Origin of the sequence: Klebsiella sp. JB_Kp031, from assembly GCF_040064295.1 — a bacterium.
Classification (GTDB): domain Bacteria; phylum Pseudomonadota; class Gammaproteobacteria; order Enterobacterales; family Enterobacteriaceae; genus Klebsiella; species Klebsiella quasipneumoniae.
This window is the reverse complement of the sequence record NZ_JBEAJW010000008.1, coordinates 1-12,093: the sequence shown is the minus strand read 5'-3', so window position 1 is coordinate 12,093 and position 12,093 is coordinate 1. Positions and strand designations below refer to the sequence as shown.

The following is a 12,093-nucleotide window of genomic DNA, read 5'->3' as shown; positions in this document are numbered from 1 at the left end:
CACAATGCAGGGTTCTGTGACAGAGTTTCTAAAACCGCGCCTGGTCGATATCGAGCAAGTGAGTTCGACGCACGCCAAGGTGACCCTTGAGCCTTTAGAGCGTGGCTTCGGCCATACTCTGGGTAACGCACTGCGCCGTATTCTGCTCTCATCGATGCCGGGTTGCGCGGTGACCGAGGTTGAGATTGATGGTGTACTGCACGAGTACAGCACCAAAGAAGGCGTTCAGGAAGACATCCTTGAAATCCTGCTCAACCTGAAAGGGCTGGCGGTGAGAGTTCAGGGTAAAGATGAAGTCATCCTTACTTTGAATAAATCTGGCATTGGCCCTGTGACCGCAGCCGACATTACCCACGACGGTGATGTCGAAATCGTCAAGCCGCAGCACGTGATTTGCCACCTGACTGATGAGAACGCTGCTATCAGCATGCGTATCAAAGTTCAGCGCGGTCGCGGTTATGTGCCGGCTTCTGCCCGAATTCATTCGGAAGAAGATGAGCGCCCAATCGGCCGTCTGCTGGTCGACGCCTGCTACAGCCCTGTAGAGCGTATTGCCTACAATGTTGAAGCTGCGCGTGTAGAACAGCGTACCGACCTGGACAAGCTGGTCATCGAAATGGAAACCAACGGCACAATCGATCCTGAAGAGGCGATTCGTCGTGCGGCAACCATCCTGGCTGAACAACTGGAAGCTTTTGTTGACTTACGTGATGTACGTCAGCCAGAAGTGAAAGAAGAGAAACCAGAATTCGATCCGATCCTGCTGCGCCCTGTTGACGATCTGGAATTGACTGTCCGCTCTGCTAACTGCCTCAAGGCAGAAGCTATCCACTATATCGGTGATCTGGTACAGCGTACCGAGGTTGAGTTGCTGAAAACGCCGAACCTGGGTAAAAAATCTCTTACTGAGATTAAAGACGTGCTGGCTTCCCGTGGACTGTCTCTGGGCATGCGCCTGGAAAACTGGCCACCAGCAAGCATTGCTGACGAGTAACCGGATCACAGGTTAAGGTTTTACTGAGAAGGATAAGGTCATGCGCCATCGTAAGAGTGGTCGTCAACTGAACCGCAACAGCAGCCATCGCCAGGCTATGTTCCGTAACATGGCAGGTTCGCTGGTTCGTCATGAAATCATCAAGACGACCCTGCCGAAAGCGAAAGAACTGCGTCGCGTAGTTGAGCCGCTGATTACTCTTGCCAAGACTGATAGCGTTGCTAATCGTCGTCTGGCATTCGCCCGCACTCGTGACAACGAGATCGTGGCAAAACTGTTTAACGAGCTGGGCCCGCGTTTCGCGAGCCGCGCCGGTGGTTACACTCGCATTCTGAAGTGTGGCTTCCGTGCAGGCGACAACGCGCCGATGGCATACATCGAGCTGGTTGATCGTGCTGAGCCGAAAGCAGAAGCTGCTACAGAGTAATCTGTAGTAACGTAAAAAAACCCGCCCCGGCGGGTTTTTTTATATCTACCTCATCCCCACTTCACTACAATATCTGTACTCTTTTTGTTCATCCCCCGGAGCCGTAGAATGTGGTTACTGGATCAGTGGGCAGAACGCCATATCCTCGATGCCCAAACCAAAGGCGAGTTCGATAATTTACCCGGTAGCGGCGAGCCGCTAACTCTCGATGACGATTCGCATGTACCGGCCGAGCTGCGGGCAGGCTATCGCCTTCTGAAGAATGCAGGGTGTCTTCCCCCGGAGCTGGAGCAGCGCAGAGAGGCGGTGGCTCTGGCAGACTTGCTTAAGGGTGTGCGTCAGGACGACCCGCGGCATGGCGAACTCAGCAAGCGCCTTGCTCTGCTCGAGCTTAAGCTGCGTCAGGCAGGACTGAACACCGACTTTTTACGCGGTGAGTACGCCGATGCGTTGCTGCATAAAATCAATCAGGAGTGAATATGTATCGTATTGGTGAGCTGGCAAAACTGGCTGATGTGACGCCAGATACCATCCGTTATTATGAAAAACAGCAAATGATGGATCATGACGTGCGCACTGAGGGGGGATTTCGTCTTTACTCGGATAACGATCTTCAGCGTCTGCGCTTTATTCGCTATGCCCGTCAGCTAGGCTTTACTCTGGAAGCGATCCGCGAATTATTGTCGATCCGTATCGATCCGGAACATCACACCTGTCAGGAGTCGAAAGGGATCGTTCAGGCGCGATTAAGCGAAGTTGAGGCGAGGATCAACGAGCTACAAACGATGCGTCGCTCTCTGCAACGGCTCAACGACGCCTGCTGCGGCACAGCTCACAGCAGCGTTTACTGTTCGATCCTCGAGGCCCTTGAGCAAGGCGCCAGTAACGGCAATGCCAGCCGTTGATTTTTTGTGCGCGCGGATCTACACTCGCGCGGAATTCACACATGTACTGGAGTTACTATGAGTCGCTATCAGCATACCAAAGGGCAAATTAAAGATAACGCCATTGAGGCACTTCTCCACGATCCATTATTCAGGCAGCGTGTAGAGAAGAACAAGAAAGGGAAGGGAAGCTATCAACGTAAAGATAAACATGCAGCAAGGATGGACCGGGAGGCCAGTGGCAAGCAAGCGAATCGCTTTTTTACCACTGGTCTTCTGCTTTCGCTGCTGATTAAGAACGCTTGTTTTGTTCTTTCAGCAGATCGCGAATTTCGCTCAGCAGGACTTCTTCTTTAGAGGGCGCTGGCGGTGCCGCCGGAGCCTCTTCTTTCTTGCGATTTAACTTATTCATCAGTTTAATCGCCATGAAAATGGCAAATGCGACGATGATGAAATCGAAAACGTTCTGAATAAACACCCCATAGTGCATCACCACTGCCGGTACATCACCCTGGGCATCGCGCAGCGTGACGGCAAACTGTTTAAAATCGATCCCGCCAATCAACAGGCCGAGCGGCGGCATAATAATATCCGCGACCAGCGACGAAACAATTTTACCGAATGCTGCACCGATGATCACACCCACTGCCAAATCGACAACGTTCCCGCGCATCGCGAATTCGCGAAACTCTTTTAAAAAACTCATTTTATTCTCCTTGAGCCAGCTGACGTTGTAAGTTTAACAAATGTATTTTCATTTGCCATTCCCCGTAGAGCGTTACAGGAAAATATTAACCTTTGAATAATAAGGGATAATAAAAGGCGCCTGTTCGACGCCCTGGGAATTAGAGGAAGAAAGGGCTTGGCTGGAACAGCCTTTCTACATCGGAAATAAACTTTTTATCAGTCAAAAACATGATCACATGATCGCCCTGCTCGATGCGCAGATTATTATTGGCGATCATCACGTCATTCCCGCGCACGACGGCGCCAATGATCGTGCCTGGCGGAAGCTTGATCTCATCGATCGATCGCCCGACCACCCGCGAGGTACTCTCATCGCCGTGTGCCACTGCTTCGATCGCTTCCGCAACGCCGCGGCGCAGGGAGGAGACGCCGACAATATCGGCTTTACGAACATGGCTGAGGAGGGCGGAAATCGTGGCCTGCTGAGGCGATATCGCGATATCGATGACGCTACCCTGAACCAGATCCACATAGGCTCTACGCTGGATCAGCACCATCACTTTTTTGGCCCCCATTCGCTTGGCCAGCATCGCAGACATGATGTTTGCTTCGTCATCGTTAGTGACGGCAATAAACAGGTCCACCTGGTCAATATGCTCTTCGGCCAGCAGCTCCTGATCCGATGCATCACCGTAGAAGACGATAGTATGCTGCAGTTTTTCTGCCAGCTCAGCGGCTCGCTGCTGATTGCGCTCGATAAGCTTAACGCTGTAGTCTTTTTCCAGCTTATGGGCCAGGCCCGCGCCAATATTGCCGCCGCCGACCAACATGATGCGTTTATAAGGCTTCTCCAGACGCTGGAGTTCGCTCATGACCGCCCTAATATGCTGCGAGGCGGCAATAAAGAAGACTTCATCGCCGGCCTCGACAATCGTCGAACCCTGTGGGCGAATGGGGCGATCGTGGCGGAAAATAGCGGCCACGCGCGTATCGATATGCGGCATATGCTCACGCATGGTGGACAATGCATTACCCACCAGCGGACCACCGTAATAGGCTTTCACCACGGCGAGGCTGACTTTCCCTTCCGCGAAGTTCACGACCTGCAGCGCGCCGGGATATTCTATCAGGCGGTGAATATTGTCGATGACCAGCTGTTCCGGAGCGATTAAGTGATCGATGGGCACTGCTTCAGAATTGAAGAGCTTTTCCGCATCGCGGACGTAATCAGGCGCACGAATACGAGCAATACGGTTTGGCGTATTGAATAACGAATAGGCGACCTGGCAGGCCACCATGTTGGTTTCATCCGAACTGGTGACCGCCACCAGCATATCGGCATCATCGGCTCCTGCCTCGCGCAGTACGCGGGGGTGAGAACCGTGCCCCTGGACGACACGCAGGTCGAACTTATCCTGCAGGCTGCGCAGACGGTCGCCATTGGTATCAACCAGCGTAATATCATTGTTCTCGCCGACGAGGTTCTCCGCCAGCGTGCCGCCGACCTGGCCGGCGCCCAGAATAATAATCTTCATCTGCAGTGATCCATTAGTTGCGACGTTTGATTAGCTTAGCGTAAAAGAAGCCATCGCCTTCTTCCGCACCCGGCAGATTTTGCTGTCCCGGGCTTGCCGGCGTACCGGTTGCGTCAAGCTCCGCATCCGGGGTCCGCGCGAGGAAGGCGGCAATTTGCTGGCTATTCTCTTCCGGCAGAATAGAACAGGTAGCGTAAACCAACGTGCCGCCTGGTTTCAGATGCCCCCAGATGGCATTGAGTATCTCGGCCTGTAGCTGGGCTAAATCGGCGATATCCCGATCCCGGCGCAGCCATTTGATATCCGGATGGCGGCGAATAACACCGGTGGCGGAACAGGGGGCATCCAGCAGAATACGATCGAACTGCTCGCTGCCACACCACTGCTCAGGGAAGCGACCATCGCCCTGTTTGACTTCGGCTTTCATGCCCAGCCGTTTCAGGTTGTCATAGACGCGGGAAAGACGCTGTTCATCAATGTCCACCGCCATGACCTCAGCCTGGGGAGCGACCTCCAGAATATGCGTCGTCTTGCCGCCCGGCGCAGCGCAGAGATCAAGAATGCGCTCGCCGTTTTCCGGCTGCAGATAGCGCATGCAGCCCTGGGCCGAGGCATCCTGAACGGTTACCCATCCTTCGGCAAAACCCGGCAACGTATGGACCGGGGCAGGGGTGGCCAGACGCACGGCGTCGGGATAGTCAGGGTGGGTGAAACCTTCTAAACCGGCCTCTTTAAGCAGAGCAAGCCATTCATCTCGGGAATGATGGTTGCGGTTAACGCGCAGCCACATCGGCGGGCGCTGGTTGTTAGCGTCGACAATCTCCTGCCAGTGTTGCGGCCAGGCCTGCTGCAGACGCTTCAGCAGCCATTTGGGATGAAGGTAGCGGTTTTCCTGCCCGGCGAATTCTGCCAGTAGCTCTTCCTGTTGGCGCTGAAACTGGCGTAACACCCCATTGATCAGCCCTTTAAGCTGCGGGCGCTTAATCGCCACCGCGCCTTCTACCGTTTCAGCCAGCGCGGCGTGTGGAGGGATGCGGGTGTAGAGTAACTGATAGAGCCCAACCATAATCAGAAAGTGCACGGTGCGCTGTTTGCCGGTCATCGGACGCGCCATCAGCTTGCTGATAAGCCACTCCAGCTGGCTGAGCGTACGCAGTACGCCAAAACACAGCTCCTGCAGCAGCGCTTTGTCTTTATCGCTGACTTTTTGCTGTAGAGGGGGCAGGACGTTGCTTAAAGACTGACCTTTTTCAACGACTTGCTCGATAGCCTGGGCGGCCAGGCTGCGTAAATTTATATTCTTTTTCATAAGCGCAAAAATAAAAATGCCCGGCGAACCCGGGCTTCAGAAGAGACGACCGTCAGGCGAGACGGGTGCCAGGCGTAAACCACTCCCGGCGGGAATTGAGTAAATCCTGGGCGCTCATCGCTTTTTTACCCGCAGGCTGTAGCGATTCCAGACTGAGGATCCCATCGCCTGTGGCGACCTGGATACCCTGTTTGGTTGCTGCCACGATAGTACCTGGTTCGGCATGTGCGGCTTCGGCAATGACCGATGCCCGCCACACTTTTAGCGGCTGCCCGTCAATTTCCAGCCAGCTCATTGGCCACGGATTAAAGGCGCGGATGCAGCGCTCCAGCTGTGCGGCGGAAAGCGACCAGTCGATGCGAGCTTCTTCTTTACTCAGCTTCTCGGCGTGGCACACCAGCGATTCATCCTGTACTTCAGGCTGCGCGGTGCCGTTGGCCAGCTGGGCTAAAGTTGCCAGCAGACCTTGAGGGCCGAGCTCGGCCAGCTTATCGTACAGGCTGCCGCTGGTATCCTCTGCGGTAATGGGGCAGGAAAGCTTATAAAGCATATCACCCGTATCAAGGCCGACGTCCATCTGCATGATGGTTACGCCTGTTTCGCTATCCCCCGCCCACAGCGAACGCTGGATCGGCGCTGCGCCACGCCAGCGCGGCAGCAGGGAGCCGTGAACGTTGATGCAGCCCAGACGGGGCATCTCCAGCACCGCTTTCGGCAGAATCAAACCGTACGCCACCACCACCATAATATCGGCGCCGAGATCGGCGACTAATTGTTGGTTGTCCTGCGGGCGCAGGGAGGATGGCTGGAATACAGGTAAGTTATGGGCTTCAGCCAGCACCTTTACCGGGCTCGGCATCAATTTTTTGCCGCGGCCAGCAGGGCGGTCTGGCTGAGTGAATACGCCAACAACCTGATGTTCAGACGACAACAGCGCGTCAAGATGACGCGCTGCAAAATCGGGGGTGCCGGCGAAAATGATACGTAGTGATTGTGACACGGTATTCCTTGTTATCAGGCACGGGAACGTAAACGATCCAGTTTCTCAACCTTCTGACGAATGCGCTGTTGTTTGAGCGGTGACAGATAATCAATAAACAGTTTGCCGACCAGATGATCCATCTCATGCTGAATACAGATAGCCAGCAGGCCATCGGCCTCCAGTTCAAATGGCTTACCGTCGCGATCCAGGGCGCGGATCTTCACTTTTTCCGCACGCGGCACCAGGGCGCGCTGTTCCGGAATCGACAGGCAGCCTTCTTCAATGCCGGTTTCGCCATCTTTTTCCAGCAGCTCCGGGTTGATTAACACCAGCTGCTCTTCACGATTTTCCGACACATCAATAACGATAATGCGCTGATGGATATCGACCTGGGTCGCGGCCAGACCAATGCCCTCCTCAGCGTACATGGTGTCGAACATATCATCGACGATACGCTGAATTTCCGCATTCACTTCTTTGACCGGCTCGGCGACTTTGCGAAGGCGCTCGTCCGGAATATGTAACACTTGCAAAACTGCCATAAAGTTCCAGAGTCGTATTCAGGAGTTGATAAGATTATTAGCTCTATTCTAGACAAAACACCCTGCAATTGACAGTCTCACTGTCCAATCGCAAAGATTGTCAATACCGCTTATGGCAGGGGGTAAGGATGACGCCCGACGAGATTTGGCTGCGGCTGATGAAGGTCAGTAGCTTGTATGGCGACAGGATGGTAGAGATCGCTCAGCGCTTATGCGCAGCCGCCAGCATTGATCATGAAGCGCTGCATGCCGTCGGGATGACCGCGGCGCAGGCAACGTTATTTTTTCGGCTTGACGGGCGTGAGTTTGACGAGACGCGGCGCTGGCTGGAACAACCGGATCATCATCTGTTACGGGGTGACGATCCGCGCTATCCATTGCGGTTAAAGGCTATCGCTGATTACCCCGGCGCGTTGCTGGTCAGCGGCGATCCCGCTCTGCTTCACAGCGCGCAGCTTGCCGTTATTGGCAGTCGCTTGCATTCCTGGTATGGCGCTCGCTGGGGGAAGCTGTTCAGCGAAACGTTGGCGCGTAAAGGGATGACTATCACCAGTGGGTTGGCGTTAGGCATTGATGGCGTCGCGCATCGCGGCGCGCTCGCGGCCGAGGGCAAAACCATCGCGGTACTGGGCAACGGACTGGGCCGGGTTTATCCGCGGCGCCATGCGAGCCTCGCCCAGCAGATCGTCGATAATGGCGGTGCGCTGGTGTCTGAATTTCCACTTATAACGCCGCCGCTTCCCGCGCATTTCCCCAGACGCAACCGGATTATCAGCGGCCTGAGCCTGGGCGTGCTGGTGGTTGAGGCGGCATTGAGAAGCGGTTCGCTGGTTACCGTCCGCTGTGCTCTGGAACAGGGAAGGGATGTGTTTGCCCTGCCTGGGCCGATAGGCAATCCGGGATCGGAAGGCCCACACTGGTTAATTAAGCAAGGCGCGGTGCCGGTGACCTCGCCAGAGGATATTGTGGAATACTGGCACAACGAGCTGGCCTGGCTAACTGATACGTCTGATTCGATAAATAATTGCGCCGATCAGCCGTCTGTAGCATTGCCATTTCCGGAGCTCCTGGCTAACGTAGGAGATGAGGTAACACCTGTTGACGTTGTCGCTGAACGTGCCGGCCAATCTGTGCCAGTAACCGTAGCTCAGCTACTTGAACTGGAGTTAGCAGGCTGGATCGCAGCTGTACCCGGCGGCTATGTCCGATTAAGGAGGGCAAGCCATGTTCGACGTACTCATGTATTTGTTTGAAACTTACATCCATAGCGAAGCAGAAATGCGCGTGGATCAGGACAAACTGACGCGGGATCTTACCGACGCAGGTTTTGAGCGGGAAGATATCTATAACGCGTTAATGTGGCTCGAGAAACTGGCTGATTATCAGGAAGGTCTCGTTGAACCCATGCAGCTCGCTTCCGACCCGCTGTCGCTTCGGGTATATACCGAAGAGGAGTGCCAGCGTCTGGACGCCAGTTGCCGGGGGTTTTTACTCTTCCTCGAGCAGATTCAGGTGTTGAACCTCGAAACGCGAGAAATGGTGATAGAGCGCGTACTGGCGCTGGATACGGCAGAATTTGAGCTGGAGGACCTGAAATGGGTCATCCTGATGGTACTGTTCAATATTCCGGGCTGTGAAAACGCCTATCAGCAAATGGAAGAATTACTCTTCGAAGTAAATGAAGGTATGCTGCATTAATCTTTTTGCAGCAACATCGAGTTGTTATGACCAAATCAGCACTGTTTTCGGTGCGTAAAAATGAGCCCTGCCCACAGTGCGGGGCTGAACTGGTGATCCGTTCCGGGAAACATGGCCCGTTTCTCGGCTGTTCGCATTATCCGGACTGTGACTATATCCGTCCCCTGAAAAGTCAGGCTGACGGGCATGTCGTTAAGGTGCTGGAGGGGCAAGTATGCCCATCGTGCGGCGCGGTTATGGTGCTACGTCAGGGGCGTTTTGGGATGTTCATTGGCTGTAGCCACTATCCGGAATGCGAACATACTGAGGTAATTGATAAACCAGATGAGACGGCTATTGCTTGCCCGCAGTGCGGACAAGGCCATCTGGTCCAGCGTCGTTCCCGTTTCGGTAAAACCTTTCACTCCTGCGATCGCTATCCTGATTGCCAGTTCGTTATCAATTTTAAACCGGTGGCGGGCGAATGCCCTGAATGCCATTACCCGCTGTTAATAGAAAAGAAGACGGCGCAGGGGCTCAGACGCTTCTGTGCCAGTAAACAATGTGGAAAGCCGATCCCGGCGGAATAAATCAGTGAACAATAACCTGCCCTCAGAAGCCGTCGCCCATGCCGTGGCGGTCCTGAATAATGAACATGTCATCGCCTATCCCACGGAAGCCGTTTTTGGCGTCGGCTGCGACCCTGACAGCGAAACGGCCGTTATGCGTCTGCTGGAGCTGAAGCAGCGTCCTGTTGAGAAGGGATTGATCCTTATCGCCGCTAGCTTTGAGCAACTCAAGCCATATATTGATGATTCACGGTTAAGTGATTCGCAGCGGGCAGCGATCTTTTCCTGCTGGCCAGGACCGGTGACGTTTGTATTCCCGGCGCGTCCTGAAACACCACGCTGGCTGACTGGTCGTTTTGATTCGCTGGCTGTACGCGTGACCAACCATCCGCTGGTGATTGAATTGTGCGAAGCCTACGGAAAACCGCTGGTCTCGACGAGCGCCAATCTCACCGGGCAACCGCCTTGCCGCACCACCGCAGAGGTCCGTGCTCAGTTTGGTGACAGCTTCCCTGTCGTGGATGGCGCTACGGGCGGACGGCAAAATCCATCTGAAATACGTGATGCCCTGACGGGTGAACTGTTCCGCCAGGGGTGAACCATGGAAACCTATGCTGTTTTTGGTAATCCGATTGCGCACAGCAAGTCGCCTTCTATTCACCAGCTGTTTGCCTGCCAGTTAGGGATTATCCATCCTTATGGACGTGTGCTAGCGCCGCTGGACGATTTTGTCTCTTCTCTCAATCAGTTTTTTGCGCAGGGAGGAAAGGGCGCCAATGTTACTGTTCCTTTTAAAGAAGAAGCTTTTGCGCGCGCGGATGAACTGACAGAACGCGCTGCGCTGGCGGGAGCGGTGAATACCCTGAAACGTCTGGAAGACGGGCGTTTGCTGGGCGACAACACGGACGGTATTGGTCTGCTGAGCGATCTGGAGCGTCTGGGATTCATTAAGCCACGCCAGCGGATCCTGCTTATCGGTGCCGGTGGCGCATCGCGTGGGGTGCTGCTGCCGCTGCTGTCGCTGGGATGTGCCGTCACGATCGTCAATCGCACCTACGCTCGTGCCCATGAGTTAGCCACGCTCTTCGCCCATACCGGCAGCGTCAGCGCAAGGGAGATGGATACCTTATCCGGGGAAACATTCGATCTGATCATCAATGCGACGTCCAGTGGAATAGACGGTGATGTACCGGCTATCCCGGCATCTGTTGTCAACGCTGACGTGTATTGCTATGACATGTTCTACCAGAAAGGGCCGACACCGTTTCTTCACTGGTGCCAGCAGCATGGCGCAACCCACTGTGCTGACGGGCTGGGAATGCTGGTGGCGCAAGCCGCCCATGCCGTTCTGCTATGGCACGGCGTCCTGCCGGCTATCACCCCGGTTATAGAAAGGCTGCAACAGGAACTGAATGCATGAATCAGGCGATTCAGTTTCCCGATCGGGAATCATGGGATGCCGAACGGCAGGGCGTGGTGTTTCCCGCGCTGGTTAATGGGATGCAATTAACCTGCGCAATTTCAGGGCAGATCCTGCAGCAGCGTTTTGGCGCAGAGGGGCCAGCGCAGTGGCTGGCCGCATTCCAGGAACATCGTTGGGATCTTGAGGAAGAGGCAGAGGCATTGATCCGCGATAATCAGGAGGATGCTCAGGGTTGGGTCTGGCTCTCCTGATCCAGATATTCATCTTTCCATTTCACATAGTTATTCGCTGAATACTTAAGGCCTTCCCGCTCCGCCTCTGTCAGGGGGCGGATCTGTTTGACCGGATTGCCAAAGTAAAGGAAGCCGCTTTCCAGCTGTTTGTTCTGCGGTACCAGACTTCCCGCGCCAATCATGACGTCATCGCCAACGACGACACCATCTAATAAGATCGAACCCATACCAACCAGTACGCGGTTGCCGATAGTGCAGCCGTGCAGCATCACTTTGTGGCCAACCGTCACATCCTCTCCAATGATCAGTGGATTTCCCTCAGGCTTGTAAGAGGATTTATGGGTCACGTGTAGAACGCTGCCGTCCTGAATATTGCTGCGTTGACCTATCGATACATAGTTGACGTCGCCGCGAATGGCTACCAGAGGCCAGACGCTGACGTCATCGGCAATTCTGACATCACCGATAACGACGCTGGATGCGTCAATCATGACGCGAAGACCGATTTGCGGGAAAAATGCTTTATAGGGGCGCAGTTGAGCAGACATGTTGACCTCAAAAATACGGGAGCGTAAGAAGACTTTGGTGGCTTTTATCTCGCTCTGCAACCCCTGAAAACGGTGAAAATTGAGCAAATCGTGCAATTACACGGCGAAAAGGGTGAAAAATCACCATTCAGAAAAAAAGATCGAAAAAAGGCTTGTGCAAAAAAATGGGATCCCTATAATGCGCACCCACTGACACGGCAGATGTGAATCACTTCACACAAACAGCCGGTTCGGTTGAAGAGAAAAATCCTGAAAAACGGGTTGACTCTGAAAGAGGAAAGCG

The 12,093-nt window shown here is 54.3% G+C and carries 17 protein-coding genes; 11 read left to right on the top strand and 6 right to left on the bottom strand.

The features are described from left to right. The first annotated feature begins 4 nt into the window (after positions 1-4). The 5 genes from rpoA to ABLV64_RS05450 all read left to right on the top strand — a co-directional run bounded on the left by rpoA (position 5) and on the right by ABLV64_RS05450 (position 2,662). Positions 5-994: a DNA-directed RNA polymerase subunit alpha gene (gene rpoA / locus ABLV64_RS05470; protein ID WP_002919219.1), complete on the top strand. Its 990-nt coding sequence runs from the start codon at positions 5-7 to the stop codon at positions 992-994. Positions 995-1,034: 40 nt separating this feature from the next. Next, positions 1,035-1,421, top strand: a complete 387-nt coding sequence (gene rplQ, locus ABLV64_RS05465) for a 50S ribosomal protein L17 (RefSeq protein WP_348843332.1) — start codon at positions 1,035-1,037, stop codon at positions 1,419-1,421. A 108-nt stretch (positions 1,422-1,529) separates the two neighbouring features. Next, positions 1,530-1,898, top strand: a complete 369-nt coding sequence (locus ABLV64_RS05460) for a DUF1992 domain-containing protein (protein ID WP_043523054.1) — start codon at positions 1,530-1,532, stop codon at positions 1,896-1,898. A gap of 2 nt (positions 1,899-1,900) precedes the next feature. Next, positions 1,901-2,326 (top strand): Zn(2+)-responsive transcriptional regulator, encoded by a 426-nt coding sequence (gene zntR, locus ABLV64_RS05455; RefSeq protein WP_004206796.1) that lies wholly within the window; start codon positions 1,901-1,903, stop codon positions 2,324-2,326. A gap of 57 nt (positions 2,327-2,383) precedes the next feature. After that, a complete protein-coding gene (locus tag ABLV64_RS05450; protein WP_071996717.1) occupies positions 2,384-2,662 on the top strand; it encodes a ribosome alternative rescue factor ArfA in 279 nt (92 codons plus the stop codon). Here the strand turns inward: ABLV64_RS05450 and mscL are convergent. From mscL to def, 5 genes are all read right to left on the bottom strand, one after another. Further along, positions 2,598-3,011 (bottom strand): large-conductance mechanosensitive channel protein MscL, encoded by a 414-nt coding sequence (mscL, locus tag ABLV64_RS05445; protein WP_004206799.1) that lies wholly within the window; start codon positions 3,009-3,011, stop codon positions 2,598-2,600. The genes ABLV64_RS05450 and mscL overlap by 65 nt on opposite strands. 139 nt (positions 3,012-3,150) lie before the next feature. Further along, positions 3,151-4,527 carry a Trk system potassium transporter TrkA gene (trkA, locus tag ABLV64_RS05440; protein WP_002919153.1) on the bottom strand — a complete coding sequence of 459 codons (1,377 nt, stop codon included), beginning with the start codon at positions 4,525-4,527 and terminating at the stop codon, positions 3,151-3,153. A gap of 13 nt (positions 4,528-4,540) precedes the next feature. Continuing rightward, positions 4,541-5,836 (bottom strand): 16S rRNA (cytosine(967)-C(5))-methyltransferase RsmB, encoded by a 1,296-nt coding sequence (gene rsmB / locus ABLV64_RS05435; protein WP_004206800.1) that lies wholly within the window; start codon positions 5,834-5,836, stop codon positions 4,541-4,543. A gap of 52 nt (positions 5,837-5,888) precedes the next feature. Beyond that, positions 5,889-6,836 (bottom strand): methionyl-tRNA formyltransferase, encoded by a 948-nt coding sequence (gene fmt, locus ABLV64_RS05430; RefSeq protein ID WP_017900611.1) that lies wholly within the window; start codon positions 6,834-6,836, stop codon positions 5,889-5,891. Positions 6,837-6,850: 14 nt separating this feature from the next. After that, positions 6,851-7,360 carry a peptide deformylase gene (gene def, locus ABLV64_RS05425; RefSeq protein ID WP_004206802.1) on the bottom strand — a complete coding sequence of 170 codons (510 nt, stop codon included), beginning with the start codon at positions 7,358-7,360 and terminating at the stop codon, positions 6,851-6,853. A gap of 128 nt (positions 7,361-7,488) precedes the next feature. Here def and dprA point away from each other — a divergent pair, with 128 nt between their 5' ends. Genes dprA through ABLV64_RS05395 form a run of 6 tightly spaced genes read left to right on the top strand, consistent with a single transcriptional unit; the run spans position 7,489 to position 11,280 of the window. Continuing rightward, positions 7,489-8,613: a DNA-protecting protein DprA gene (gene dprA / locus ABLV64_RS05420; protein ID WP_062914081.1), complete on the top strand. Its 1,125-nt coding sequence runs from the start codon at positions 7,489-7,491 to the stop codon at positions 8,611-8,613. Beyond that, positions 8,585-9,058, top strand: a complete 474-nt coding sequence (smg, locus tag ABLV64_RS05415; protein WP_002919137.1) for a DUF494 family protein Smg — start codon at positions 8,585-8,587, stop codon at positions 9,056-9,058. Before dprA ends, smg begins: the two co-directional genes overlap by 29 nt. A gap of 26 nt (positions 9,059-9,084) precedes the next feature. Continuing rightward, on the top strand, positions 9,085-9,627 hold the full coding sequence (locus tag ABLV64_RS05410) for a type I DNA topoisomerase (protein WP_017900613.1): 543 nt from the start codon (positions 9,085-9,087) through the stop codon (positions 9,625-9,627). 4 nt (positions 9,628-9,631) lie between these two features. Further along, positions 9,632-10,204: an L-threonylcarbamoyladenylate synthase type 1 TsaC gene (gene tsaC, locus ABLV64_RS05405; RefSeq protein WP_004206805.1), complete on the top strand. Its 573-nt coding sequence runs from the start codon at positions 9,632-9,634 to the stop codon at positions 10,202-10,204. A gap of 3 nt (positions 10,205-10,207) precedes the next feature. Next, entirely contained in the window at positions 10,208-11,026 is an 819-nt protein-coding gene (aroE, locus tag ABLV64_RS05400) for a shikimate dehydrogenase (protein ID WP_049093771.1), read from the top strand. Beyond that, entirely contained in the window at positions 11,023-11,280 is a 258-nt protein-coding gene (locus tag ABLV64_RS05395) for a DUF1488 domain-containing protein (protein WP_043523043.1), read from the top strand. Before aroE ends, ABLV64_RS05395 begins: the two co-directional genes overlap by 4 nt. Here ABLV64_RS05395 and ABLV64_RS05390 read toward each other — a convergent pair. Continuing rightward, a complete protein-coding gene (locus ABLV64_RS05390) occupies positions 11,256-11,810 on the bottom strand; it encodes a gamma carbonic anhydrase family protein (protein WP_023319228.1) in 555 nt (184 codons plus the stop codon). The two genes, ABLV64_RS05395 and ABLV64_RS05390, sit on opposite strands and share 25 nt — an antisense overlap. Between the last annotated feature and the right edge of the window lie 283 nt (positions 11,811-12,093).

Coding starts and splice junctions, on each gene's coding strand:
- rpoA (WP_002919219.1), top strand. CDS start 5: ATGCAGGGTTCTGTGACAGAGTTTCTAAAACCGCGCCTGGTCGATATC.
- rplQ (WP_348843332.1), top strand. CDS start 1,035: ATGCGCCATCGTAAGAGTGGTCGTCAACTGAACCGCAACAGCAGCCAT.
- ABLV64_RS05460 (WP_043523054.1), top strand. CDS start 1,530: ATGTGGTTACTGGATCAGTGGGCAGAACGCCATATCCTCGATGCCCAA.
- zntR (WP_004206796.1), top strand. CDS start 1,901: ATGTATCGTATTGGTGAGCTGGCAAAACTGGCTGATGTGACGCCAGAT.
- ABLV64_RS05450 (WP_071996717.1), top strand. CDS start 2,384: ATGAGTCGCTATCAGCATACCAAAGGGCAAATTAAAGATAACGCCATT.
- mscL (WP_004206799.1), bottom strand. CDS start 3,011: ATGAGTTTTTTAAAAGAGTTTCGCGAATTCGCGATGCGCGGGAACGTT.
- trkA (WP_002919153.1), bottom strand. CDS start 4,527: ATGAAGATTATTATTCTGGGCGCCGGCCAGGTCGGCGGCACGCTGGCG.
- rsmB (WP_004206800.1), bottom strand. CDS start 5,836: ATGAAAAAGAATATAAATTTACGCAGCCTGGCCGCCCAGGCTATCGAG.
- def (WP_004206802.1), bottom strand. CDS start 7,360: ATGGCAGTTTTGCAAGTGTTACATATTCCGGACGAGCGCCTTCGCAAA.
- dprA (WP_062914081.1), top strand. CDS start 7,489: ATGACGCCCGACGAGATTTGGCTGCGGCTGATGAAGGTCAGTAGCTTG.
- smg (WP_002919137.1), top strand. CDS start 8,585: ATGTTCGACGTACTCATGTATTTGTTTGAAACTTACATCCATAGCGAA.
- ABLV64_RS05410 (WP_017900613.1), top strand. CDS start 9,085: ATGACCAAATCAGCACTGTTTTCGGTGCGTAAAAATGAGCCCTGCCCA.
- aroE (WP_049093771.1), top strand. CDS start 10,208: ATGGAAACCTATGCTGTTTTTGGTAATCCGATTGCGCACAGCAAGTCG.
- ABLV64_RS05395 (WP_043523043.1), top strand. CDS start 11,023: ATGAATCAGGCGATTCAGTTTCCCGATCGGGAATCATGGGATGCCGAA.
- ABLV64_RS05390 (WP_023319228.1), bottom strand. CDS start 11,810: ATGTCTGCTCAACTGCGCCCCTATAAAGCATTTTTCCCGCAAATCGGT.